Below are 24,864 nucleotides of genomic sequence, written 5' to 3'. Positions count from 1 at the left end.
CCTGCGGTGGTCGAGTGCGCGATTACTCTTGACGCACTGTACTTCGTTAGTTAACTTCCTAACGAACTTCACGGTACTCGCCTACCGTGCTTCGTCAGAAGCCCGTCCCGGGGCTTCCCTAGTTCATCAAACCCCGCGTTTTTGCAGGTCACGGTTCGCCCGCCGTCGTATGTCAGCGCATCGACGAAAGAGGATCCGTGCAGGACTCTCCCCCTTCGAGCCCCCTCGTGGTCGGCGTCGACGTGGGCGGCACCAAGACACAGCTGCGCGCGCTCGCCGGCGCGGACGTCGTCGCCGACCATGTCCGCGCCAGCACGGGCTGGGGGCCGCACAACCCGGCCGCCGCCGCGCGCTGGCTGGCCGAACTGCTCCATGAGGCGCTGCCCGCGGGCTCGCACCCCACGGCGATCGCCGTGGGGGCGCACGCCTGCGAGACCCCTCTGCAGTGCGCGCGGATCCGCGTCGCGCTCCAAGAACTTCTCGGCGTTCCCGCGCACATCGTGGGCGACGCCGAACTGCTCGTTCCCGCCGCCGGGCTGGAGAAGGGCGTCGGCCTGGTGGCCGGCACCGGCTCGGTCGCGGTGGGCCCGGGCCCCGACGGCCACCCCGTTCAGGTGGGCGGCTGGGGCGCGGTCCTCGGCGACGAGGGCGGCGCCGCCGGTCTGGTCCGCGAGGCGGCCCGGGCGGTATGGGCCGCGCACGACCGCGGAGAGCTGCCCGACGCCCTGGCCCGTGGCCTGGTCGCCGCGTTCGGCGTCCCCGAGGTCCCGGCGCTCGGCGCCGCCCTGGAGGCCGCCTCGCCCGTCTCCGCCGAGTGGGGACGGCACGCGCCCGTCGTCTTCGCGGCCGCCGCCGAGGGCTCCCTGCCTGCCCGCTCCGTGATCTCCGAGGCGGGCCGGGACCTCGCCGCGCTCGTCGCCCGGCTCGCCGCCCGCGGGGTCCTCGTCGACGACGTGGTGGTGGCCGGGGGCACGGTGCTCGGCCAGCCCGCGCTGTACGAGGCGTTCACCGACGCGCTCGAAGCGGCCGTACCGGGAGCGCGGGCGCAGCCGTTGACCGTGCCGCCGGTCGAGGGCGCGGTGGCGCTGGCACGCGCGCTGCTCGCGCGTTCGCCCCTGTGAGATGCAGGTCTCACGTTCACCCACAGGACATGCACCGGTCGCCGGGCCATCGCAGAAGAGTCACAGGCCCGCAGTAGATCTTCGCTCGTACGTGTCATCCGGCTCACCAAGCGTCAGCACAACCATGGGCCGCACAGTGATCACACCTCTTCCCTCTGGCCGCTCGGCCGATGAACTCGCTCAGTCGAAGAACTCAAGAGAGGCATTACCCATGCCGTCAACCACCGGGACCCACACCTCCCCGGCCGTGAACCGAAGGCGCTTTCTGAAGATCTCCTTCGGTGGCTCGGCGGCCCTCGTCGCCGCCCCGACGCTGGTGTCCTGGCTGGCCGCCGCCGACGCCAAGGCCGCCACGAGCCTCCCCTTCGTCGACGACTACAAGACGAACCTCACGACCAACACCACGCCCGAGACCAACGCCGTGGTGCGCATCCTCGGCGGCTTCGCCCAGGTGTGGAAGACCGGCGCCGCCTGGAACACCGGCGCCCCGCTGCGGCCCGAGATCCTGCGCGCCAACATGCGCTACTGCATCGCGCTCACCACCCGGCGCACCGACGCCCAGGGCAGGGAGGCGTTCGTCTACGACCGCCAGCACCAGAGCTACGCGATGATCGCCGCCCTCGGCCCGCTGACGGACCTGTACAAGGCCGGAGCCAAGGCCGTCACCTCGATCACCAGCGCGCCGGACACCACGCCCCCGACCACGATCAGCGACGCCGTGCCCGCCGACGCGCCCGCCGGTTCCGCGATCGGCGCCGGCTCGTACACCTCCGACCTGGGCCAGGTCGCCAAGCTCGTCGACACCGTGCGCGGCCCGTTCGCCTCGGGCAACCCGGGCAAGTACGCCTTCCAGTACCCGCGTCCGTGGCGCATGAACGAGAACAGCCAGGTCGTCGACACGGGGAAGACCGACGCGCTCGGCTACCCGGTGTACGACTCCAAGGTGGTCGTGGTCCCGCAGCTGCTGCGCCAGCGCAGCACCTCCCCCGTCGACGACGGCGGCTTCCCCAGCGGTCACACCAACGCCTTCCACCTGGCGTCGCTGGCGTTCGCGTACGCGGTGCCCGAGCGGTTCCAGGAGCTGGTGACCCGCGCGCTGGAGCTCAGCCACACCCGGATCATGTCCGGCATGCACTCCACCGTCGACGTCATCGGCGGCCGCATCATGGCCACCGCGCTCGCGGCGGCCACGCTCGCCGACCCGGCCAACGCCGACCTCAAGGCCGCCGCCCGCGCCCAGGCCCTGGCCTACTTCACCGCGCGCACCGGCACCACCGCCGACACCCTGGCCGCCTACGCGCACTCCGACGCCTCGGACAAGTACGCCGACCGGGACGCCAACGCGCGCGCCAACAAGCCCCGGCTGACCTATGTCCTGGAGCGCCAGGGCCGCAGGACGCCGCTCACCGTGCCCAAGGGCGCGGAGGTGCTGCTGGAGACGCGTCAGCCGTATCTGACCGCCGAGCAGCGCCGCGCGGTGCTGCGCACGACCGCGCTGGACTCCGGCTATGTGCTCCTCGACGGCGTCGAGCAGTGGGGCCGGCTGAACCTGTTCGCCGCCGCCGACGGCTACGCCGCGTTCGAGTCGGACGTCACGGTCACCCTGGACGCCGCCAAGGGCGGCTTCCACGCGGCCGACGCATGGCGCAACGACATCGACGGCGAGGGCGGCCTGACCAAGCGCGGCTCCGGCACGCTGACCCTGACCGGGCACAACACCTACCACGGCGGCACCGTGGTGGAGGCGGGCACGCTCGTCGCCGGGCACGCAGGCGCGCTCGGCCAGGGCGAGGTGCGGCTCACCGGCGGCACGGTGCGCGCCGACCTGCCGGTGCGGGTGCGCGGCACGTGGACGCAGACCAAGGGCGCGACCCTGGACCTGCCGCTGCGCCGCCACCACGGCGCGGTGCTCACCGTCTCGGGCCGGGTCACCCTGGGCCAGGGCTCGGTGCTGTCGCTGCGCCTGGACGCCAAGCAGCCGGCCGTCGCCGGGACCGTCGTCCCGGTGATCGACGCCGGCTCGCTGCGCGGCCAGTTCGACAAGGTGGAGCTGAACTCCGACAAGCTGCGCGCCGTACCCGTGTACACGGCAGACGGTCTGTCGGTACGACTCCTCAAGCGGTAACGCGCCGCGTGGCGGGAGCTGATGCAGAGTAGGCCCATGAGGCCGCTGCCGGATCGCTCCCGCCACCGCCCGGCGGGGTCGCCGCGGGGCGGATGATGGCGCACCGACCGCACGCGGCCCTGAAGACCGCCCCCGACGCGCGACCCACGTCCTTTCGGCTGCCGCGCCCGGCACTGCTCGTCCCGGTCCTGGCCGTCGTCCTGCTCGCGCAGCTGGCCGTCGCGATGGTCACCGCCGCCGTGCAGGAGACGCCGACCATCGACGAGCCGGTGTACGTCGCCACGGCGGCCGAGTATCTGCACGAGCACCGGGTGCGCCTCAACCCCGAGCACCCGCCCCTCGGCAAGCTCGTCGTCGCGGCCGGGGTGGCCCTAGCCCACCCGCAGGTCGACCCCGCGTTCTCCGGCAGCCAGGAGGCGGCGGGGCGGCGCCTGCTGTACGAGTCGGGCAACGACCCCTGGCGGCTGATGCTGTTCGCCAGACTGCCGGTGATCGTGCTGACGCTGCTGTTCGGCCTGGTGGTGTTCGCCTTCGCCCGCGACCTGGGCGGCCCCGCCGCCGCGCTGACGGCGCTGGCCCTGTACTCCCTCACCCCCGACGTCGTGGCGCACGGCTCGCTGGCGACGCTGGACGTCCCGGCGGCCGGCTTCGTGCTGACGTCGGCGTGGCTGCTGTGGCGGGCCCGCCGGGGCAGGCCGGGCCGGTGGCTGCCGCTCGCCGGGGCCGCGCTCGGCGCCGCGCTCGCGACGAAGATGAGCACCCTGGCCGCGGTCCCCGTCCTGCTGGCCCTGGCGGCGTGGACGGTGTGGGTCCGGCGACCGCGCGACGTCCGCAGGTGCCTGCTGGGGGCCGGGGTCGTGGCGGCGGCCGCCGTGGCCGTCGTCTGGGCCTCCTATCTCGCGGTCGACCCGCGGCTGCGCTGGGACCCCGTGGCGGCCCAGGTGCCCGCCGTGCACGGGCTGCACGGGCTCCTCGTGCGGGCGCTGCCCTTCCCGCAGGCGTATCTGGACGGCATGCGGATCCAGTTCGGTCTGGAGCACCGGACGTGGCAGGGCTTCCTGTTCGGGCATGTGTACTCCGGCGGGCGCTGGTACTACCTGCCGGTCGCACTGGTCGTGAAGACCCCGCTCGGCATGCTCGCCCTGTGGACCGCCGGGGCGATCGCGCTGCTCGCGGTGCGCCGGCTGCGGCCCGCCGCGCCCTACGTGCTCCTGCCGGCCGCCGTGCTGCTCGCCTCGGCCATGACCGGGGCACGGGATCTGGGCACCCGGTACGTGGTCTTCGTGCCGATGTTCCTGGCGGTGGCCGCGGGGCGCGTCCTGGCGCTGCGGTGGCGCTGGACGCCGGTGACGGCCGCGGCGCTGGTGGCGTTCGTCGCCGTCAGCTCGCTGCGCGCGTTCCCGTACTACCTGCCGTACTCCAACGAGGCGTTCGGCGGGCCGGCCAGGACGCATCTGCGGCTGCACGACTCCAACGTCGACTGGGGCCAGGACCTGGGGCGGCTGGCAGGACGGCTGCACACCCGGTACCGGGGCGAGCGGGTGTGGCTCGTGTACAAGGGCAGCGGGGTGCCCGCCTACTACGGCATCCGCGCCCGCGATCCGCTGCGGGCGCCCGTGCGCAGCGTGCACGGGCTGCTGGTCGTGTCGGACTCCGCCGCCGCCAAGGCGAAGGGCCGGCTCGCGGTGCTGCTGCGCACCAGCCGGCCGGTCGACGAGGTCGGGCACTCGATCACGCTGTACCGGCGGTAAGCCGCGATCACCGAGGCGGGAAGGGGCTCTCCTCGCCCTCCCTGGACGACCCGGTCCCTGAGCTATGTTGAGCTTCGTGGAAGACAAAGGAGGCGCACCGGTGCCATCGCCGCAGCAGGCACGCGCACAGGCATCCGCGATCACCTCGGGCAGAACCGGTCCGGAGACGGAGGCGTCCCCGACCTCCCGGCTCCGGGCCCTCTTCGACGGACCCCATCTGTCCCCGGGCCAGCGACGCATCGCCCAGTATCTGATCGAGCACATCACCGAGGCGGCGTTCCTGTCGATCACCGACCTCGCGGACCGGGTCGGGGTCAGCCAGCCGTCGGTGACCCGGTTCGCCGCGGCGGTCGGCTTCAGCGGGTATCCCGCGCTGCGGGAGAGGCTCCAGTCGATCGCGCTGGGCACCCTCGCCGCCGGCGGCCCCGCGGCGGCGGAGGTGAACCGCAGCAACGAACTCCAGGCGGCGGTCGACGCGGAGATCGAGAACCTGGAGAACCTGCGGCGCGACTTCGCCGACCCGGACCTGGTGATCGACGTCGGCCGCCAGTTGTCGCAGTCGACGCCGCTGACCATCCTCGGGCTGCGGATCTCCGCCTCGCTCGCCGAGTACTTCGCCTACGCCGCCCGCCGGGTCCATCCGGACGTCCGGCTGGTGACCCGGGGCGGCAGCGTCGCCTACGACGCGCTGCTGCAGTCCAGGGAGGCGGGCGGGACCTGGGTGCTGGCGTTCTCGATGCCCCGGCACGCGCAGGAGACGCTGACGGCCGTGCGGGTCGCACGCAGCGCCGGGCTCAAGGTCGCGCTGGTCACCGACCTGGCGCTGGGGCCGGTGGCCGACGAGGCCGACGCCACGTTCGCCAGCGGCACCGGGTCCCGCCTGGTCTTCGACTCCTACGCCGCCCCCGGCGTGATGGCGGCGGCGCTGCTCCAGGCGATGAGCGACGCGGGTCCCGAGCGCACCCAGGCGCGGCTCGAGGAGTATGAACAGATCGCCGAGCAGCACCAGTTCTTCCTGCGGGAATGACCCGGTCCACGCGACCTCCGGACCCTCCTGCCGGGCCCCCTCCCGGACCCCCCTCCACGGAAAAAGACCAAAGGGATCAATGCGGGTATATCGCGTATGAATGTTTTCATACGCCTTGCAAAGCCGACGGCATATATAAATACTGCTCACGGCCGCACCCGCCCGCAAAGGGCTCCTGTACGGGCACCCGAAGCCGCCGTCCCCTACCCGCGTCGGCGCTCGAGGGTGTTCGGGGCCTCGCTCGCGCGAGCGCCCGTGGCGGCGGCCCCGGTCATCCCCTGGACCGGGGCCGCCCCGAACCGTCGGACCACCGTCACGACGCCATACACCCGGAAGCGATGATCATGACCCTGACGACGACGCGCATCAGCTCGGACTGGCCGTGCCAGGTCAAGACTCCCGGCAGCTACGACTGGGAGCGCTCGGCCGCCAAGTGGCTGCGCGAGCTGGTGCCCGCGCGCTATGCCAGCTACCCCGTCCTGATGCGCCATCCGGTGCTGCTCGCCCGTCACGCGCAGATCCAGGTCCAGAACGAGGTCCGGGTGGCCCGCACCGCCCTGCAGACCGCCCGCGCCGACCTGCCCCGGCTCGGCCTGCCGGAGTCGGTCATCGAGCACACGATCAAGATGTACGCGGCCGAGGTCCTGCAGCTGCAGCACATCGCCCGCAGCGTCCGCGCGGTCACCCAGGCCCTGGTGGACCAGAGCACCGGCCGCTGAGCGCTCCGCTGGCAGTGCCGCGATGGGCCGTCGTTCCGCTGCGGCGCCGTCGTGGCTGGTCGCGCCCGCGCGGCGGAGCCGCAGATGTCAGCGCCCCGCGCCCCTGACAGGGCGCTGCCGAACCGCCGCCGACCTCCCCCGACCCGCGGTCAGGCGCCGGTGGCGGTGCGGGACTCCAGGTCGCGGCGGGTGTCGTCGCCGTAGACGCCGGTCTCGTCGCCGCGGATGCCGTACCAGAGCTGGAAGCGTGCCACGGCCTCGGTGAGCACGGTGTCGTAACGGCCGTCGGTGGGGCCGTTGTCGTACACGTTCGGGATCCGCAGCAGGCGCTGCTGGAGGTCGCTCACCTCGGGGCCGCTGTCGCCCTCCCGGAGCGTGCCCGCTCCGTCGGGGTCGGCGGACGCGGTCGCCGGGGCGGTGACGGTCGCGGCGGGGGCGGGCGTGGACGGCTGGGTCTGCGCGGCGGCCTGGTCGCCCCGGCCGGGCAGCAGCAGGGCGCAGGCGAAGCCGACGAGCGCCGCGCCGAGCACGGCGACCGCGGCCACGGCGGCGCGCGGCGGCCCGGAGGCCTGTCCGGAGCGCGGACGGCGTTCCCGTCTCGGCCCGACGTCCCGGTCCCGCACGGGCGGCAGTTGCTCGGTCACGTCCTCGTTGCCGAGCGGTTCCTTCGGCAGCTGCACGGCCTCGTAGCTGCCGGTGGCGTCGTCGGTCATCTCGCGGAACAGCTCCGCGAGGGCGTCGGTGTTGCGCGGTCGCAGGACCCGGATGGGTTCCAGGACCGGGCGTTCGTGCGGCTTTCCGGGTTCCTCCGGCGTCGGCACGCTCGTCTCCCTCCCGTCGGTCCCCCGGGAGAGATACGTGTGCGCGGGCGGCCGGGTTCAGCCGTCGAGGAAGCGGTGCAGGGAGCGCGTCGTCGCGGCGACGAAGGCGTCCCGTCCGGCGTCGTCGAGGGCGTCCAGGGACAGATACGGGTTGAGGTCCTCCAGCTCCACCAGCAGCAGTTCGCCGTCGGGGGCGCGGCAGGCGTCGACGCGCTGGATGCCGTGCGCGAGGCCGTTCCAGTCGACGAAGCGCCGGGCGAACTCCAGGTCCCGGACGGTGGCCCGGTACGGCTGAAGCTCCCAGCGGCGGTCGGGGTGCGGGGCGTAGAGCGCGTACTGGAAGTCGTGGTCGACGTAGTAGAAGGACACCTCGTAAGCGAAGTCGACGCACGGCTGGACGAGGACCGAGCCGTCGGCCAGGGCGGGCAGCGCGTCGGCCGTGACGATCCGCAGGCCTATGGAGTCCGCGCCCAGCTTGGGCTTGACGACGTAGCGGTCGGCCGCGGGCAGCCGGTGCAGGTCCGCGGGGCGGTCGACGGTCGGGATGACGGGGAAACCATCGGCGCTCAGGTCGAGGAGGTACTGCTTGCCGGCCATGTCGGCGCGGCCGGTGAGCGGGTTGTAGACGCGCACGCCGTCCTGGAGGGCGCGCTCCCGGAAGGCGTCGTACTCCTCGCGGTAGCCCAGCACCGGGCCGCTGTTGCGCACGACGACGCCGTCGAAGGACCGCATGAGCGCGGCCGCGTCCAGCGGATGGCACAGGGCGAGGTCGAAGTGGGCGCGCAGCCGGGAGGTGAGGAAGAGGTCCTCGTCGCAGTAGCGGCGCCCGCGGGCCTCGTAGGCCAGGTCCGTGACATACAGAAGACGGGGGCGGGCGGCAGGCATGCGGGTCTCCCGGTGTGCTGCGAAGCGGTGCGGAAAGGTTACGTCAGAGCGGGAGCGGCGGTGGCGCGGCGGTGCGGGGCGGTACGGCCGCGACGGACGGGACTCCTGGGCGGGGCCGGACGAGCGGGTCGTACGATGACAGGACCGCCGTTTTCTCCCGAAGGGCTCGTCGACTCCCGTGACCACCGCAACCCTCCTCGACGGCAAGGCCGCCGCAGCCGACATCAAGAGCGAACTCGCCCTCCGCGTCCAGGCGTTGAAGGAGCGAGGCGTCACCCCGGGACTCGGCACGATCCTCGTCGGCGACGACGCGGGCAGCCGTTCCTACGTGGGCGGCAAGCACCGCGACTGCGCGCAGGTCGGCATCGCCTCGATCCGCGTGGAACTGCCCGCCGACGCCTCCCAGGCCGACGTCGAGGCCGCCGTGCTGCGGCTCAACGCCGACCCGGCGTGCACCGGCTTCATCGTGCAGCTCCCGCTCCCCGCGCACATCGACACCCACGCCGTGCTGGAGCTCATCGACCCCGTCAAGGACGCCGACGGTCTCCACCCGACCAACCTGGGCCGGCTGGTGCTGGGCAGCCCGGGCCCGCTGCCCTGCACCCCGCGCGGCATCATCGACCTGCTGCGCCGCAACCTCGTGCCGATCACGGGCCAGCACTTCTGCGTCATCGGCTGCGGCGTCACCGTCGGGCGGCCGCTGGGCCTGATGCTGACCCGCAGCACCGAGCACGCCACGGTGACCCTGTGCCACGAGGCCACCCAGGACACGGCCGCGCACGCCCGCGAGGCGGACGTCGTGGTGGCCGCGGCCGGAGTGGCCCACATGGTCCGACCGGACTGGATCAAGCCGGGCGCGACGGTGCTGTCCGTGGGCCTGACCCGCACGGTCGAGGGCATCCTCGGCGACGTCCACCCGGACGTGAGCGATGTCGCCGGTTCCTTCGCGCCGCCGATCGGCGGGGTCGGACCCATGACGCGCGCGATGCTGCTGACGAACGTCGTGGAGGCGGCGGAACGGATCTGACGTCCGCACGCCCGGCCGGGCAAACGGTCTTCGGGCACTCGGTTCCCCTTCCGAGGGAACTGAGTGCCATGGGCGGCCCTCAGGTGCTACGTTCCCGTCCATGAGCACCACCGACAAGGCCGAGGCCAAGCCGCCCATGCGGGACGCCCTGGTCGCGGCGGCCTTCCGGCTGTTCCTGGAACGGGGCTACGAGCAGACCACCGTCGACGACATCGTGGCCCTCGCCGGGGTCGGCCGACGGTCCTTCTTCCGCTACTTCCCCTCCAAGGAGGACGTGGTCTTCCCCGACCACGAGCGGTGCCTGGCCGACATGACCGCGTTCCTCGCCGCGAGCGGGCCGGAACACGAGCCGGTGCGACGCGTCTGCGACGCCGCCCGGCTCGTGCTGCTGATGTACGCGGAGAACCCCTCCTTCTCCGTGCAGCGCTACCGGCTCACCAAGCGGGTGCCGGGGCTGCGCGCGTACGAACTGTCGGTGGTCTGGCGCTACGAGCGCGCCCTGGCCGAGTATCTGCGGGGCCGTTTCGCCGGCCGGCCCGACGGCACGCTGCAGGCCGATGTGATCGCGGCCGCGGTGGTCGCCGCGCACAACAACGCCCTGCGCTCCTGGCTGCGTTCGGACGGCCAGGGCGAGGCGACCGCGACCGTCGACCACGCCCTGGAGTACGTGCAGTCGGCGTTCGGCACGACCCCGGCAGCGGCGCCGACGCCGGCGTCGGCGGCGGAGTCGCCCGGCGACGGGTGCCCGGAGGACGTCGTCGTGGTGGTCTCCCGCCGTGGGGCGCCCCTGTGGCGCGTGGTCCAGGAGATCGAGACGGCCCTCGGACGGGACTGAACCCGACTTCAGATTAGGGGTACGCAGTGCCTTTACGGGTGACACTGAGTGCCATACCCTGTGGGCGTGCACGGTGGCACGGCGAACCGGGCACGTGCGTGCACGGGTGAGCCGCGCACATAAATTCCGGCCGAGTGCAGGGAGTTGACCCGCGTGTACCACTACTCAGGAAACGCCGTTCAGCAGGTCGCCGGCTCCGCGGCGGGCGTCCTCGACCGCGTGGGCGCCGACGGCGACACGATCCTCTTCCAGCGCTGCACCTGGTGCGGCACGGCCATGTACCACCGGCTCCTGTGCCCGGTGTGCCAGGGCAGCGACCTGCGCACCGAGCGCAGCGAGGGCACCGGCACGGTGCGCCACGCCACGGTGGTCAACCGCAACACCCCCGGCGCACGCAATGTGTCCCTCGTCGAGATGGCCGAGGGGTTCGTCGTCCGCGGCCGGGTCATGGGCCCGCTCATCGGCATCCACAGCGGCGACCGCGTCCGCCTCTCCACGGTCAAGGACCCGGTACGGGGCGAGCCGGTCTTCCAACTCCTCGACGAGCCTTATCGGGCCTGGCACTAGGCGCTCCGCTTGAGGTGCCGCGATGTGTCGTGGTTCGGCTGCGGCGCCGTTGTGGCTGGTCGCGCAGTTCCCCGCGCCCCTTCAGGGGCGCTGCCGAACCGGCGCCGACATCGTCCGGCCCGTTTAGGGTCGGGCCCGGTGACCGGTTTCTTGTCCTTTCCGGGCAGAGTCCGGCGGCACAGGCAACCCACAGGTCTCCTTTCGCTTCCTTCGGGGTGCGAGGGGCTCCCCGGACGGAGGGGGTTCCCGCACTCCGAGTGTTGAGGAGCGGACCTTGATCCGTGCCCGGCGAATAGGTGTCACCGCCGTGGCCGCGCTCGCGGCCCTGGCGGGAACACCGGGACTGGCACAAGCCCGACAACCTTCCGAGACAAGAGCGTCGACCGCCTCCACCGACCGCGCGCTGCCGCCGGGGTGGCAGGTCAGCGGAGCGGGAGCGGCCCGCGCGCTGGTCTGGCGGTCGCCCACCCCCGTGCCCATGGGCGACGCCCGCGTGGAGTTCCACGCGGGCGACCGACTGCTCGGCGTGCCGAAGGCGGGGAAGGACGGCCACACCTTCCGGCTCCCGCTCGCCGACGCCGGCGACGCCCCCCTGACGGACCTGCAAGTACGCGCGAGCGGGCGGCGTCTGGACGCGCCTGCCGACAACTCCGCCGCAGGTGAACGGCGTTCGCTCAAGAGCGGGCAGCCCCCGGCCACACCCCCGCAGGCCCCGGCCCCGGCCAACTCCGTCGACCCCGGCAAGCCGGGCTCGTACCGCACCGCCACCGGCGAGTACGACCTCGCCCCGGTGCGGCTGCCGGGCTACGCCGAGCCGATCGAGATGCGGGCCGTGGTGGTCGCGCCGAAGGGGGCCACCGGCAAGCGGCCGCTCGCGCTGTTCCTGCACGGCCGCCACTCCACCTGCTACACGCCGGGCGCCGAGGACGACGTGAGCGGCGCGTGGCCCTGCCCGGCCGGCACCAAGGAGATCCCCAGCTACAAGGGCTATCTGAAGGACCAGCAACTGCTGGCCTCCCAGGGCTATGTCACGGTGTCGATCTCCGCCAACGGCATCAACGGCCAGGACTACCTGGCCGAGGACGCGGGCGCGCAAGCCCGCTCCTCGCTGGTCCGCGACCACCTCGCGAAGTGGGCCGCCTGGTCCGCCCGTCCGAACACCGCCCCGGCCGGGGTGCCCGACGCGACGAAGGCCGACCTCTCGCGCGTCCTGCTGGTCGGCCACTCGCGCGGCGGCGAGGGCGTCAACCGGGCCGCCATGGACAGCCTCTACCCGCCGCCCGCCGACCAGGACGGCTACCGGGGCCCGGTCCGCTGGAAGATCCGCGGCACCGTGCTCGTCGGACCGACGATCTTCGGCCAGAATCCGGTCGCCGATGTGCCGTCGGCGACGATCCTGCCCGGCTGCGACGGCGACGTCTCCGACCTCGAGGGCGAGACCTATCTCGACGGCACCCGCGGCATCAGCAACGGAAGCGCACTGCACAGCGCGGTGTACGTGGTCGGCGCCAACCACAACTTCTTCAACAGCGAGTGGACCCCGGGCCAGTCCGAGGCCCCGGCCTGGGACGACTTCTACGACGACCCGGACCGGCCCGACCAGGTCTGCTCGAAGAGCGCCCCGACCCGGCTGACCGCCGACCAGCAGCACCAGGCCGGCGCGACCTACATCGCCGCCGCGGCCCGGCTGTTCGTCGCCGGCGACGACCGGGTGCGCCCGCTGCTCGACGGCACCGGCAGGCGCGCCCCCTCCGCCGACCCGGCACGTGTGCTCACGCACGCGGTCGGCGCCCGTCGCACGGGCGGTTTCGTGCCCGACGGCGGGGTCACGGTGACCGGCGGCCGGGTGTGCTGGGCGGATCCCGACCCGGACCGGGCCTGTCTGCACGCCGACGCCCTGGGACGCTCCCCGCACTTCGGCTGGTGGGACCTGGAGAAGGACAGCGGCAAGAGCGCGGTCGCGATGCGGTGGTCCGCGCCGGGCACGCCGACGAGGATCACCTCCACCGCTGCGGTCTCCCTCTCCGGCGCCAAGAGCCTGGCGCTGCGGGTGTTCGTGCCGCCGAACACCACCGGCACCGCGCTGGACGTGTCCGTCACCGACTCCGCCGGCCGCCGTGCCGCGCTGGGCCGGGTCGAGGTCGACGGGCTGCCGGGCTCCGACCTCACCGCCTCCTACTGGGCCCGCGAACTGCGCGTCCCGCTGACCGCCGCCACCCGCGCCGGACTCGACCTCGGGCACATCAAGTCCCTTGACCTGACTCCGCGTTCGGGTTCCGGGCAGGCCTGGTTCATGGACGCCTGGGGCTGGTCCCCCGGCCTGCCCGCGGTGCGGACGGCGACCCTGCCGCGCGTCGACATCGGCCGGCTCACGGTCGAGGAGGGCGACTCCGGCACCGCCACCTACCGCATCCCGGTCAAGGTGTCCGGACACGGCAGCGGCACGGTCCGCTTCTACGTCGTCGACCCGGACACCGGCGAGGCCGCGGAGAAGGTGCTCCCGGTGCGGGCCGGCAGCACCCCGATCGAGGTGCCGGTCGAGGTGAAGGGCGACACGCTCTTCGGCTACGACGAGCAGCACGACCTCCTCGCGAAGGCCGTGCGCGGCGCGGTCGTCGGCTCCTACCGGGGCGGGGTGACGGCGCAGAACGACGACCCGGAGCCGACGGCGACCATCACGCCCGTCGCCGACCGGGTCACCGAGGGCGAGTCGCTGACCTGGCGGATCTCCCTCTCCGAGGCGGCCGCCGCGGACGTCGTGCAGCTGGTCCGGATCGTCCCGGTCGCCGCGGGCCCGGAGCTGTCCACCAAGGACGTGGACCCGCAGTGGCTGCTGGACAACGCCGGTGAGGAGGCCGACCCGGAGCGGCCCCTGTCGGACACGTTCCTGTGGCTGTGGATGGCCGTCCCGGCCGGGGAGACGAGCATCGACTTCTCGGTGCCGACGGTGCGGGACCAGGTGACCGAGCCGGCCGAGTCGCTGAGCCTCGTGCCGACCGACGAGTGGGCCGAGCCGCTGCCGGACCGGCCGGTGCTGACGGGGACCGTCGTGGACGCGCCGTAGCGGCGCGCCGAACCGCCGCTCCGCAGCGACACGGGGGCAGGGACCGTACGGTCCCTGCCCCCGTTTCCTTCCCGCTCAGAGCGTGATGCGGATCCCGACGGTCCCCTTCGGGCCCCGCCGCAGCCGGCTGCCGAAGAGCGTGAGGCGGCCCACGACGCCGTACTTGCGGGCGAGCAGCGAGCGGTAGCGGGCCGTGGTCGGCGGGTCGCAGATCTCGGCGGTGGCCGGGACCTGTTCGCCGGTCGGGTTGCCGCGGACGTCGCAGGGGCCGACGAGGACGTCGCCGCGGGCCCGGATCCGCTTCACCTTCCAGGAGTCCGCGACGGACCAGACCCCCAGCGCGTCACCGTCCCGCACCACCCACACCGGGGTGGCGACCGCGGTTCCGTTCTTCCGGTAGCTGGTGATCAGCAGGTACTTGCCCGCCGCCAGCCGGTCGAGCGCGTTGTCGTCCATGCCCGTAGCTTACGGGGCATCCGTGGAGTCCATCAGTTCCACTGGGCGCAAGGAAAGACCAGGTCAGACGCCTCTCGGCTGCCGCCTGCGTACGGCCTCAGGGGCGCCGGCCATCAGATGCCGTGTCCCGGTCCGTGACGATGATGCCGCATGACGACCAGCCTGAACACGGAGGTTTCACCGGGAATACGAGATCCGCCCGGCCGGGCGCACCTCAGGCTGTCAGGGACTTCCACAGGGTGATCGGGCGGTCCTCGACCGCGACCTGATCATTGTGTCCGTGGCCGTCGGCGATGGAGATGATCCGGTATTTCTGCTGGTGGAACACCCAGAACAGGCTGAACCCGTTGATGCGTTGCATGTCCGGCACGGCGAGGAACTCGTCCACGCGGGAGATCCCGGCCAGTGACTGCCACAGGCTGAGCGAACGGTCGCCGCGTTCGATGACGTCGTTGTGTGCGGAGCCGTCGGCGATCGAGATCAGCCGGTAGACCTGCTGCCCCAGGGAGGAGTGGAAGAGCCAGTAGTAGCTCTTCCCGTTCTGGCGCTGCATGTCGGGGACCGGCAGGAAGGCGTCCACCTGCGCGATTCCGTTGAAGGAGGCCCAGGCCGAGATCGGCCGGTCGGGCCGGTCGACGGCGGCTGCCGCCTCGGGGGCGAGCCCGGACTCCGCTCCGTCCGCGACCGAGATCAGCCGGTAGACCTGGCGGCCTTCGGCGGTGTGGAACAGCCAGTACCGGCTCCGGCCGCCCACGCGCTGCTCGTCCGGCACCGGCAGGATCGCGTCCACCTTGGATACGCCGTCGTAGCACGGCCAGGTGGACAGGGGCCGGTCGGGGCGCTCGACGACGTCCTTGTGCTCGTCGCCGTCGGCGATGGAGAGGGTGCGGCAGACCGGTCCGTCGCCGCCGGTCCCGTAGGCCCAGTACCAGCTCTTGCCCTGGTCCCGTTGCCGGTCGGGGATCGGCAGGAAGGCATCGGTCGGCCGGACCGCGTCCGGGAGCTTGTCGGTGAGGCGGCCGTCGCCCAGCAGCCGCAGTGTGGTGAGCGAGGGGACGAAGGCGTAGACCGAGCCCTCGGTGGTGACGAACTGATGGAAGCTCAGCTCGGTCGTCGCGTTGGGGCTCTCGAAGGCGACCTTGCCCGTGGGGCCGACCATCGGGTCGGGGCCGGGCTTCGCCGGGCGGTTCGGCGGGAAGTCGACGTTGTTGATCCAGCTCTTCTGGATGAACTCGAACTGCTCGACGAGGTCGGACTGGTAGCAGACGAAGAGCAGTCCGCGCGGGTGGTCGGGGCCGCCGGGGCCGTCCGAGGCCGGGTCGAAGGGCGCGCCGTAGGGGGCGCCGCGGCGGATGATCCGGCGTCGGTCCATGACCGGGTTCTCGGGGAACGGCTCCGTGCCGGGCTTCTCCTGCAGGCCGTCTCGGGGGTTGGTCTTGCGCAGGTGGGAGAAGAGCGGGGTGGTGAACCCCTCGGGGTCGTTGCGGTAGCCGAAGTCGTTGTCCTGGCTCGCGAGGGCATTGTCCGGCATGTCGGCGTGCGGGCACTTGGCGACGGGCGTGCCCGAGCGCCAGCGGCCCACCAGGCGGGCGGCCAGCCATTCGGTGGTCGCCTCGTCCGGCACCACCTTGGCCTTCCTCAGGACCTTCAGTTGCGCCGTGACCTGGGCCCACCAGCCCGGGACGTCCTGACCGAGCCGGCGCACCACCTGGAAGCTGCCGTTGCCCGCCCATTCGGGCATCTCGTCGTACGGAATCCCGCCGACCCGGTCGTGCCCGATGACGAATTCACCGGGCGGGATCAGGCGGGTGCCCGGGTGGTCCTTGACGTACTCCGGCCGCTTCGGGTCGGGCTCGTCGAAGCCGATGACCCCCGGCTCGCTGACCCCGTCCTTGAAGCCGAAGTGTTCCTTTCCGCGGCGGGTGCCCGGCAGTGTGGCGCCGTTCTGCTGGAAGACGATCACGATCTTGGCCTGCGCGGCTGCCTCACGCTGGGCGGTCAACGCGTCCTGGAGCCCCTCGGCGGTGTCGGAGGCGACGGTGATCACAGCGTGCACGGTCTGGCCCTTACCGTCCCCGAACAGCCAGTTCTCGGGTGAGCTGTCGCTGGTGTCGCCCAGTGAGCGCTTGTGGGACCCCTCCTTGAACGCCTCCAGAGTGCCGCCCTTCGGTACCGAGGGCAGGGGGTCCTTGCCACCGATGAGGACCTTCAGGCCCTCGTAGGTGAAGCTGACGTTCGTCCAGGTGGCCTTCAACGTCTGCGGGTCGTCGCCGCCGGTGGCTTGTCTGGCCTTGCGGAACGCCGCGTTGAAGGTGGCCACCTGTCTGGTGGTGGAGATCTGGGAGGCGAGCCGCTTCACCCAGGTGCGTGCCCGCGCGGGGTCCTCGAACTTGAGGAAGAGCAGTGTCATGCGGTCCTTCTTGAAGCCCGCGATCACATCGCCCTGAATGTCGTCATTCTGACGAAGTTCAAGGTCTTCCGTCATGGTTTCTCCTCGATCGTCACATATGCCACGTGATCATTATAGTGATCATGAAGCTACGCTACGTGATCGGCGCGAGGGCGGCGTCTTCGGGTCGGTCGCGTCGCGATCTTGTGCCGTAGTACAGAACCCCTGCCCCGCAAGGGTTCTGACCCGCTCGGCCGTCGAGAGGTCACCCGCCTGCCCGGCATTGCGCGACAGCGGCAGCCCGGCACGCGAACACTGTGAGTAGTCGTATGCCTGCGTCGTGCACCTATGCCGTGCGCTTACGTCATGTGCCCCCGTCATGTGATCGCCAGCGGATCGGTGACACGGCGCGGCCGCGAGTCAACCGCTGCGCGTCCTGCCCTCTCTCTCACAAGGAGTCCCATGTCCCCCAGGAGCCTGCCCGGTCCGTCGTCCAGAAGGATGGTGTACGCGGCGATCTCCGCGTGTGCCGTCTCCGCGCTGACACTCACCATGGTGTCGTCCGGCCCGGCCGCTGCCCACGAGCACGGCGGTGACGCCCCCTCGGCCGACCGGGCGCAGGCCGACCCGGACGAGGCGACGGTCATCGGCAAGGAGCACGCCGAGGAACACGCCATGACCAGGAGGGCCCTCAAAGCCGTCGGCGAGTACCCGCAGTCCACCCGCACCGAGCGGCTCAAAGCACTGGCGGCCTCACAGACCAAGGTCAACGCGGACTTCGACGCGCTGGACGCCGGTAGGTTCCGGGAGTACTTCCAGTCCCCGGACTTCGCCGCGCACATCGCCATGCTGCCCACCGGCAAGGTGCTGCTGTTCTCCTTCGAGCGCATCGAGACCAACCCCCAGAAGGAGCCGGCCCCGACCGACACCATCGGCAAGGAGAACGCGGGCCGCGCATACCTGTGGGATCCGGCCAAGGGCACCGGCCCGGGCTCGTTCACCAAGGTCACGCCGCCCGTGATCAACATGCCGGACGGGCTCAACCAGCCCCGCCCCGCGCCGTTCTTCTGTGCCGGCCACTCCTTCCTGCCCAACGGGATGCTCGGTGTCTTCGGCGGCAACCTCGGCGGCAACGGCGGTAGCGGCGCGAAACTCTCCCTCGTCTTCGACCCATGGGAGGAGAAGTGGTACCAGAACCAGGACATGGTGGTCGGCCGGTGGTACCCGTCGGTGGTGACCGGCGCGGACGGGCGGCAGCTGATCATGTCCGGCCAGTCGGAGCTCGGCTGGGGTACCCCCACCCCGATCGTCGAGCGCTTCCCCGCCCTGAACAAGCCCGTGCCCACGGCCAAGACGGACAAGCCGGAGGGCTGGGCAGTGGAAGGATTCAAGGCCGACGCCCCGTTCAAGCGGGACTACCCGCACCTCTTCTCGCTGCGGGACGGCAAGATCTACGGCCTGGGCCGCAACCCCGAGCAGCAGTGGAAGTTCGACCCCGTCGCCGAGACCCGGACGGACCTGGCACCCCGACCGGACAACATGCCGCGCAACTACGGTTCGGCCGTGCCGCTCCCGGCAGGCTTCAAGGGCCCGGACTCGGTGCTGGTACTCGGCGGAGACCGGAACGACCCGAACACGTATCAGCTGGTCGGCGGCCAGTGGAGCAAGGAGAAGGCGAGAGCCTTCGGTCGCACTCAGGACGACACCCTGCTGATGCCGGACGGGACCCTGATGACCGTCAACGGCGCCTTCGACATCCGTGACTACGGCAACGGCCCGTACAACCCCAACGCGGACCTGAAGTACCGCCAGATCGAACTGCGTGACGAGAACGGCAACTGGAAGCTCGGCCCGGCCCAGCGGCTGCCGCGCGGCTACCACTCCAACGCCGTGGTGCTCCCGGACGGCCGGGTGATGGTCACTGGTGACGAGCTCCAGCAGCTCGCCAACGACCCCGACATCACCGACGACATGAACGGCAGCATCGAGATCTACGAGCCGGCCTACCTCCAACAGGGCAGCCGCCCCCACCTCGGCATCGTGTTCAACCCGTCCGTCGGGTACAACGACAAGATCACGGTGAGCAGCAACACCGCCTCCGACATCACCCGTGCCGTCCTGCTGGCGCCGACCACCGCAACCCACTCGGTCAACACCAGCCAGCGCCATCTCGACCTGCGGATCAAGAGCCGCAGCGGCAGCTTCCTCGAACTCCAGGCACCGCCGTCGGCCAATGCTGCCCCTCCCGGCTACTACATGCTCTTCCTCCTGAACGAGGAGGGCGTGCCCAGCACCGCCGGCTGGGTCCAGGTCAAGCCGGCCTCGGGCGGCCAGACCCCGGGGGCGAAGCAGTGACCGCTTAACCCTGACGTGCCTGCGGCGAGTCTCGCGGGCACCTCCGCCGCAGCCCAGCGCAGATACCTTCTGAGGTGGGCTGCGGCCTCGCCCCAGGACAAGCTCAGGGTGGCAGGTCTGCCATGCTGCGCAGACACGGCAGACAGCCGCCCGCATCGCTCCGCCTCCGGCAGTCGACTACCGGCCGGAAAGTCTCGATGTGCTGTTCGGAACCGGTTCCCGATGACCACCACTTCGTCGGCGCGTGCCGGCTCCTGCGCACCGGCCGCTGGATTGGAGCCTCAACTCGACCACTGCGGTCCGGGCGAAGTCGGCTGCGGTTCGCCGACCGCGCCTCACCACCTCGGCAGCAGCAGCTCGTAGTCCGGCCGGAACCGCCGCATGTACCCGGTGTCGTCGCGGCCCCGCACACCTGAGTCGAGGTAGCGGCGGTGCAGCCGGTCCAGGGCGTCGTGGTCCAGTTCGACGCCGAGGCCGGGCCCGGTCGGCACCTTCACCGCCCCGTCCTTCAGTTCCAGGACGCCGGGGACGATCACGTCGTCGGCGCTGTTCCACGGGTAGTGCGTGTCGCAGGAGTGGTCGAGGTTGGGGATGGCCGAGGCGACATGGGTCATGGCGGCGAGGCTGATGCCCAGGTGCGAGTTGGAGTGCATGGACAGGGCGATCCCGAACGCCTCGCAGACGGCGGCCAGTTCACGGGTGCGGCGCAGTCCGCCCCAGTAGTGGTGGTCGGTGAGGAGGACCTGGATCGCGTTCTGCTCGATCGCCGGCTTCAGGTGTTCCCAGGCGATCACGCACATGTTGGTCGCGAGCGGCAGCGGCGAGTTCTCGGCGACCGCCGCCATGCCGCCGATGGTGGCGGTCGGGTCCTCCAGGTACTCCAGCACTCCGTCTAGCCGGCGGGAGACGTACTTCGAGGTCTCCACCGTCCAGGCGGTGTTGGGGTCCAGGCGCAGGGGCTGTCCGGGGAACGCCTCCGCGAGCGCGCGGATCGCGGCGATCTCCTCGTCCGGCGGGAAGACGCCGCCCTTGAGCTTGAACGAGGTGAAGCCGTACCGCTGTTGCATCAGCCGGGCCTGCTCCACGATCCCGGCCGGGTCGAGGGCCTCGGGCCAGTCGTCGCCGATGGCGGGGCGGCCGTCCAGCTCCGGGTGCTCGGCCCACTTGTAGAAGAGGTACGCGGCGAAGGGCACGGCGTCGCGGACCCGGCCGCCGAGCAGATCGCTGACCGGGCGGCCGAGCAGCTTGCCCTGGGCGTCGAGGCAGGCGACCTCGACGGCGGAGACGGTCCAGCCGCGTTCGTGGGAGCTGGGCACGGTCGGCAGCAGGGCGTCGTCGATCGCGGCGCAGACGGCCGTCGAGTCGAAGACGTCCAGGCCGACGACGGTCCGGGCGGCGATCTCGAGTCGTTCGAGTCGCACCGCGCCGCCGGTCGACTCGCCGAGGCCCACCGTGCCGTCCTCCAGGACGAGTTGGAGGATCACGCGCAGCGCGAGGGGTTCGTGGACGCCGTTGGAGTTGAGCAGCGGCGGGTCGGAGAAGGCGATGGGGGTGACGACGAGTTCGCGGATGCGGGTGGCGGGGGTGTTCATGCGGCGACCGCCTCCAGTCCGCGGTCGATGAGCTCGGCCAGCCGGGCGAGGTGCTCGGGCGTGGGGTCGAGCAGGGGCGCCCGGACGCCGCCCACGTCCAGGCCGCGGATTCTCACCCCGGCCTTGACCAGGGCGACGGCGTATCCGGGCACCTCGTCGCGGAGTTCGACGAGCGGGCCGTAGAACGTGTCGAGGAGCCGGGTGACGAGGGCGTCGTCGCCGTCCGCCAGGGCGCGGTGGAAGGCGACGGCGATCTCGGGGGCGAAGGCGAAGACGGCCGAGGAGTAGAGGTCGACGCCGATGCCCTGGTAGGCGGGGGCGGTCAGCTCGGCGGTGGGCAGGCCGTTGAAGAACTGGAAGTCCTCCCCGGACCCGGCCCGTACGGCTCGCACGATGCGGTGCATCCGCTCCAGGTCGCCGAGGCCGTCCTTGAGGCCGACGACCTTGGGCAGGGCGGCGATCCGCGCGGCCGTCGCCGCGCTGAGGCGGGCGGTGCCGCGCTGGTAGAAGACGACGGGCAGGTCGGTGGCGGCGGTGACCTCCTCGACGTAGCGGACCAGGCCCTGCTGGGGCGCGGTCACCAGGTACGGCGGCAGCAGCAGGAGGCCGTCGGCGCCGGCGCGGGCGACCCGTACGGCGTGGTCGCGGGCGACGGGCACCGGGCCGCCGGCGGCCGCCAGGACGGGTACGCGTCCGGCGGTCGTCTCGACGGCGACCCGGGTGGCGCGTTCGAGCTCGTCCGGGGCGAGGGCGTGGAACTCGCCCGTCCCGCAGGCGACGAACACCCCGCCCGCGCCGGCGTCGACGCCCGCCGCGATGTGCTGAGCGAGTAGTTCCTCGTCCAGTGAGCCGTCCGCAGCGAACGGCGTGACCGGGAAGAACAGCACTCCTTGGAACTTCATGTCTCCCTCGTAACTACGGTGTGGGGGTCGGCCGGGGTCAGCCCTTGGTGGCGCCGGCGGCGATGCCGGTGACCAGCGAGCGCTGGAGGAGCAGGTAGACGATCAGACTGGGGACGAGGGCGATGACGGCGCCGGCCAGGACCACCCCGGAGCCGACCTCGGGGTCGGTGCGCAGGATGGACAGGGCGACGGTGACCGTGTAGTCGGTGGGGTCTTTGGAGGCGATCAGGGGCAGCAGGTACTGGTCCCAGATCATCACGAAGCCGAGGACGCCGGCCACGCCGAGCGCGGGCTTGCACAGCGGCAGGACGATCTGCCACAGCATGCGGAACTCGCCGACGCCGTCCAGCCGGGCGGCCTCCTCGATCTCGACGGGGATGTCCTTCATGAACTCGGTCAGCAGCATGACGGAGAAGCCCCACGCGCCGAGCGGCAGGATGACGCCCCACGCGGTGCCCTTGAGGTCGACGCCGACGACCGGCACATCGCCGAGGACCAGGGACAGCGGGATCGCGATGACCTCCTCGGGGAGCATCATCGTCAGCATGAACAGGGTCATGACGAGGGCCTGGCCGCGGAACCGGTGCCGGGCCAGCGCGTACGCGGCGAGCACGGACACGCTGAGCTGGAGCAGCAGCGCGCCGCCGGCGACGACGAGCGAGTTGGTGAAGTAGTCCCAGATGCCCCGCTCCTTCGCGACCTCGAAGTTGTGCAGGGTGCTGTCGTGCGGGAGGAAGGAGAGCGAGGAGCCGCTGGCGTGGGCGGTGAAGGAGCCGGAGAGGATGGTCAGGAAGGGCGCGGCGAAAATGCCGAGGGCCACCGCGCAGAGCAGGATCCGCAGGGCCCAGGAGACGCCGGGGCGGTCGCTCCAGCCGAGCGCGGTGTCGAACCGGGCCGGGGTGGTCCGTCCGCCCTTGCGGGGACCGCCGGTGGTGGCGGGGGTCGGCAGGGGTGTGCGGACGGGGTCGATGGCGGGTGCGCTCATCGCTGGTCTCCCCTCGTGCGGAAGTAGTTGACCGTGACGGTCAGCAGGAGCGTCACGCAGAGCAGCACCACGGAGGCCGCGGAGGCCCCGCCGATGTCGTTGCGGCTGAAGCCGAGGGTGTAGGCGCGGGTCATCCAGACCTCGGTGGAGCCGGCCGGGCCGCCGCCGGTGAGGACGTAGACCTCGGTGAAGACGCGCAGGCCGCGGATGGCGGCGAGGGTGAGGACGATGGCGACGGCGGGGCGGATCGCGGGGAGGGTGACGTACCGCAGGCGCTGGCGGAGCGAGACGCCGTCCACCGCGGCGGCCTCGTACAGCGTCCGGTCCACGCCGGCGAGGCCGGCGAGCATGATCACCATGTTGTAGGGGGCGGTCATCCAGACGCCCATGACCATGGTGGACCACAGGGCGGTGTCCGGGTTGTCGAGGAACTGGGTGGGGCCGAGGCCGAGGAAGCCGAGCGCGTGGTTGATGACGCCGTCGGAGGTCGGGTAGTACAGCAGCCGCCACATCTCGCCGACGACGGCGGTCGCGGTGACGACCGGCAGGAAGACGGCGGTGCGGACGATCTTCAGGGAGCGGGCCTGACCCTCCAGGAGCAGCGCCAGCGCGAAGCCGACGAGGATGCCGCCGAGGGACTGGCCGATGCCGAGGAGCAGGGTGTGTCCGACGGCGTCCTGGAAGCGGTGGTCGCCGAGGACCCGGGTGTAGTTGTCCGCGCCGACCCACTCGTCGCCGAGGAAGGGGCGCACCTTGAAGAAGCTGAGCCAGACGCCCTTGCCCATGGGGATGAACTTGAAGACGAGGGCGAGCAGCAGTCCGGGGGCGAGGAACAGCCAGGGCAGCAGGTTCTTCTTGTGGAGGACCCGGGCGCGGCGCACCGGGGCTGGGGTGAGCGCGGTCATTTCAGCAGGTCCTGGTCCTTGAGGTCGCCGGCGAGGGTGTCGTTGAGTTCCTTGAGGCTGGAGCGGACGTCGCTGCCGCAGTAGGTGAAGATCGCGTTGAGCGCGTCGGCGGTGTCCTGCTTGACGGGGGCGAAGTCGGGCGCGTTGGGGAACTGCACGGAGGCGTCCTCGTAGGCCTTCTGGACGACGCCCCAGCGCGGGTCGTCGCGCACGGTCGCCGCGTCGAGGGTGGAGTTGACGGGGATGCGGACGACGGGCTGGTTCTTGCCGGTCATCGCCAGGCGCTGGCCCTCGGGCGAGACGAGGAAGGCGGCGAGCGCCTGTTCCTGCTTCGTCTTGCCGGTCTTCGCGCCGAAGTAGACGTTCTCGCCGTCGGCCAGGACGTCGTTCCCGGCCGGCCCGGCGGGGGCCTGGACCACCTCGTACTTGTCCTTGCCGACGGTCTGGTCGAAGGTGGCGATGTTGTAGGGGCCGGTGAGGTACATCCCGGCGTTGCCGTCCTGGAAGTTGGTGGCGGTGCCGGTGACCGCGGTGACGGCGCCGGGCTGGATGACACCGTTGTCAGAGGAGCAGAACAGATTGTCCTTCATCCAGCTGACGGCGTGGACGGCCGCGTCGGAGTCGACGACGGGCCGGTAGCCGCCGTCCTGGGTGGGCTCGATGATGCGTGCGCCGCCCTGCCACAGGAAGCTGGAGCCCCACCAGGCGGCGTAGCCGTTCTGCGCGCTGCCCGGGACGACCATCCCGTAGGTGTCCTTCTCGCCGTCGCCGTCCGGGTCGTCGGCGGCGAAGGCCTTGGCGAGGGTGAGCAGGTCCGCCCAGGTCCTGGGCTGCGGCAGCCCGAGTTTCTCGCGCCAGTCCTTCCTGATCATCAGGGTCTGGGCCTGGCGGGAGTAGGGGATCCCGTAGTGGGCGCCGTCGATGCCGACGGTGGAGGCCCAGGTCTTCGCGGAGATCTGGTCGCCGCCGGCGATGTCGGCGGGGTCGATGGGCTTGAGCAGTCCCTGGGACTGGTAGCTGCCCATCAGCGCGGTGTCGTTGATCATGACGTCCGGCAGGTCCTTGGTGGACGCGCGGGCCTGGAGTTGCTGGTCGAAGTTGACGACCGGCTGGTAGTCGATCTTGATGCCGGTCTTCTCGGTGAACGCGGCGAACACCCGCTCGTAGGTGGCCGCGGGATCCGGGTTGCTCCGGGTCCAGACCTCCAGCGTGTTCGGGTCACCGCTCCCGGCGCTGTCCGAACCGGAGCCGCAGGCGGCCGTTCCGAACAGCAGTCCCGCGACGGCAAGCGTGGCGGCCAGGCGGCGACGTCGTCGGCGATCCCCCATGGGCACACTC

At 71.7% G+C, this 24,864-nt stretch carries 19 protein-coding genes; 10 read left to right on the top strand and 9 right to left on the bottom strand.

The genetic code is table 11. From position 1 onward, the window contains the following. Positions 1-197: 197 nt before the first annotated feature. The 5 genes from ACWCPF_RS14735 to ACWCPF_RS14715 all read left to right on the top strand — a co-directional run bounded on the left by ACWCPF_RS14735 (position 198) and on the right by ACWCPF_RS14715 (position 6,743). Positions 198-1,121 carry an N-acetylglucosamine kinase gene (locus tag ACWCPF_RS14735; protein WP_451045384.1) on the top strand — a complete coding sequence of 308 codons (924 nt, stop codon included), beginning with the start codon at positions 198-200 and terminating at the stop codon, positions 1,119-1,121. 211 nt (positions 1,122-1,332) lie between these two features. Continuing rightward, complete coding sequence (locus ACWCPF_RS14730; protein ID WP_451045383.1) at positions 1,333-3,246, top strand: phosphatase PAP2 family protein; 1,914 nt, start codon at positions 1,333-1,335, stop codon at positions 3,244-3,246. 92 nt (positions 3,247-3,338) lie between these two features. Then, positions 3,339-4,997 carry an ArnT family glycosyltransferase gene (locus ACWCPF_RS14725; RefSeq protein ID WP_451045382.1) on the top strand — a complete coding sequence of 553 codons (1,659 nt, stop codon included), beginning with the start codon at positions 3,339-3,341 and terminating at the stop codon, positions 4,995-4,997. A gap of 100 nt (positions 4,998-5,097) precedes the next feature. Next, on the top strand, positions 5,098-6,024 hold the full coding sequence (locus ACWCPF_RS14720; RefSeq protein ID WP_451045381.1) for a MurR/RpiR family transcriptional regulator: 927 nt from the start codon (positions 5,098-5,100) through the stop codon (positions 6,022-6,024). Positions 6,025-6,362: 338 nt separating this feature from the next. Then, on the top strand, positions 6,363-6,743 hold the full coding sequence (locus ACWCPF_RS14715) for a hypothetical protein (RefSeq protein WP_451045380.1): 381 nt from the start codon (positions 6,363-6,365) through the stop codon (positions 6,741-6,743). 149 nt (positions 6,744-6,892) lie between these two features. Here ACWCPF_RS14715 and ACWCPF_RS14710 read toward each other — a convergent pair whose 3' ends face one another. Then, on the bottom strand, positions 6,893-7,564 hold the full coding sequence (locus ACWCPF_RS14710) for a peptidoglycan-binding domain-containing protein (RefSeq protein ID WP_451045379.1): 672 nt from the start codon (positions 7,562-7,564) through the stop codon (positions 6,893-6,895). 57 nt (positions 7,565-7,621) lie between these two features. Next, the gene (locus ACWCPF_RS14705; protein ID WP_451045378.1) at positions 7,622-8,449 is read right to left on the bottom strand and encodes a hypothetical protein; all 828 of its coding nucleotides are present in this window, start codon (positions 8,447-8,449) and stop codon (positions 7,622-7,624) included. Positions 8,450-8,627: 178 nt separating this feature from the next. Between ACWCPF_RS14705 and ACWCPF_RS14700 the strand changes: the two genes are divergently transcribed. The 4 genes from ACWCPF_RS14700 (at position 8,628) to ACWCPF_RS14685 (ending at position 13,942) form a co-directional block, all read left to right on the top strand. Beyond that, the gene (locus ACWCPF_RS14700) at positions 8,628-9,476 is read left to right on the top strand and encodes a bifunctional methylenetetrahydrofolate dehydrogenase/methenyltetrahydrofolate cyclohydrolase (RefSeq protein WP_451045377.1); all 849 of its coding nucleotides are present in this window, start codon (positions 8,628-8,630) and stop codon (positions 9,474-9,476) included. A gap of 136 nt (positions 9,477-9,612) precedes the next feature. Then, positions 9,613-10,311, top strand: coding sequence for a TetR family transcriptional regulator (locus tag ACWCPF_RS14695; protein WP_451045453.1), 699 nt, complete (start codon positions 9,613-9,615; stop codon positions 10,309-10,311). Between the two features lie 153 nt (positions 10,312-10,464). Next, positions 10,465-10,878 (top strand): Zn-ribbon domain-containing OB-fold protein, encoded by a 414-nt coding sequence (locus tag ACWCPF_RS14690; protein ID WP_451045376.1) that lies wholly within the window; start codon positions 10,465-10,467, stop codon positions 10,876-10,878. A 274-nt stretch (positions 10,879-11,152) separates the two neighbouring features. Then, complete coding sequence (locus ACWCPF_RS14685) at positions 11,153-13,942, top strand: alpha/beta hydrolase family protein (RefSeq protein WP_451045375.1); 2,790 nt, start codon at positions 11,153-11,155, stop codon at positions 13,940-13,942. A 75-nt stretch (positions 13,943-14,017) separates the two neighbouring features. Here ACWCPF_RS14685 and ACWCPF_RS14680 read toward each other — a convergent pair whose 3' ends face one another. After that, positions 14,018-14,398, bottom strand: coding sequence for a PPOX class F420-dependent oxidoreductase (locus tag ACWCPF_RS14680; RefSeq protein ID WP_451045374.1), 381 nt, complete (start codon positions 14,396-14,398; stop codon positions 14,018-14,020). 214 nt (positions 14,399-14,612) lie between these two features. Continuing rightward, complete coding sequence (locus ACWCPF_RS14675) at positions 14,613-16,883, bottom strand: Dyp-type peroxidase (RefSeq protein ID WP_451045373.1); 2,271 nt, start codon at positions 16,881-16,883, stop codon at positions 14,613-14,615. 366 nt (positions 16,884-17,249) lie between these two features. Here ACWCPF_RS14675 and ACWCPF_RS14670 point away from each other — a divergent pair, with 366 nt between their 5' ends. Beyond that, positions 17,250-19,142 (top strand): galactose oxidase-like domain-containing protein, encoded by a 1,893-nt coding sequence (locus tag ACWCPF_RS14670; RefSeq protein WP_451045372.1) that lies wholly within the window; start codon positions 17,250-17,252, stop codon positions 19,140-19,142. 335 nt (positions 19,143-19,477) lie between these two features. Here the strand turns inward: ACWCPF_RS14670 and ACWCPF_RS14665 are convergent, their stop codons facing one another. From ACWCPF_RS14665 to ACWCPF_RS14645, 5 genes are read right to left on the bottom strand one after another with little or no spacing between them, the layout of a single operon-like run. Beyond that, the gene (locus ACWCPF_RS14665; protein WP_451045371.1) at positions 19,478-20,734 is read right to left on the bottom strand and encodes a glucarate dehydratase family protein; all 1,257 of its coding nucleotides are present in this window, start codon (positions 20,732-20,734) and stop codon (positions 19,478-19,480) included. Beyond that, positions 20,731-21,636, bottom strand: a complete 906-nt coding sequence (locus ACWCPF_RS14660) for a 5-dehydro-4-deoxyglucarate dehydratase (RefSeq protein WP_451045370.1) — start codon at positions 21,634-21,636, stop codon at positions 20,731-20,733. The genes ACWCPF_RS14665 and ACWCPF_RS14660 overlap by 4 nt, the downstream gene beginning before the upstream one ends. 37 nt (positions 21,637-21,673) lie before the next feature. After that, positions 21,674-22,621: a carbohydrate ABC transporter permease gene (locus tag ACWCPF_RS14655; RefSeq protein ID WP_451045369.1), complete on the bottom strand. Its 948-nt coding sequence runs from the start codon at positions 22,619-22,621 to the stop codon at positions 21,674-21,676. Then, positions 22,618-23,526: a carbohydrate ABC transporter permease gene (locus tag ACWCPF_RS14650; protein ID WP_451045368.1), complete on the bottom strand. Its 909-nt coding sequence runs from the start codon at positions 23,524-23,526 to the stop codon at positions 22,618-22,620. Before ACWCPF_RS14650 ends, ACWCPF_RS14655 begins: the two co-directional genes overlap by 4 nt. Beyond that, positions 23,523-24,854, bottom strand: a complete 1,332-nt coding sequence (locus ACWCPF_RS14645; RefSeq protein ID WP_451045367.1) for an ABC transporter substrate-binding protein — start codon at positions 24,852-24,854, stop codon at positions 23,523-23,525. The genes ACWCPF_RS14650 and ACWCPF_RS14645 overlap by 4 nt, the downstream gene beginning before the upstream one ends. Positions 24,855-24,864 lie beyond the last annotated feature (10 nt).

It is taken from the genome of Streptomyces sp. NPDC001858 (genome assembly GCF_053594615.1).
Note: the sequence above shows the minus strand (reverse complement) of the source record. Positions and strands in the feature narration are given on the sequence as shown.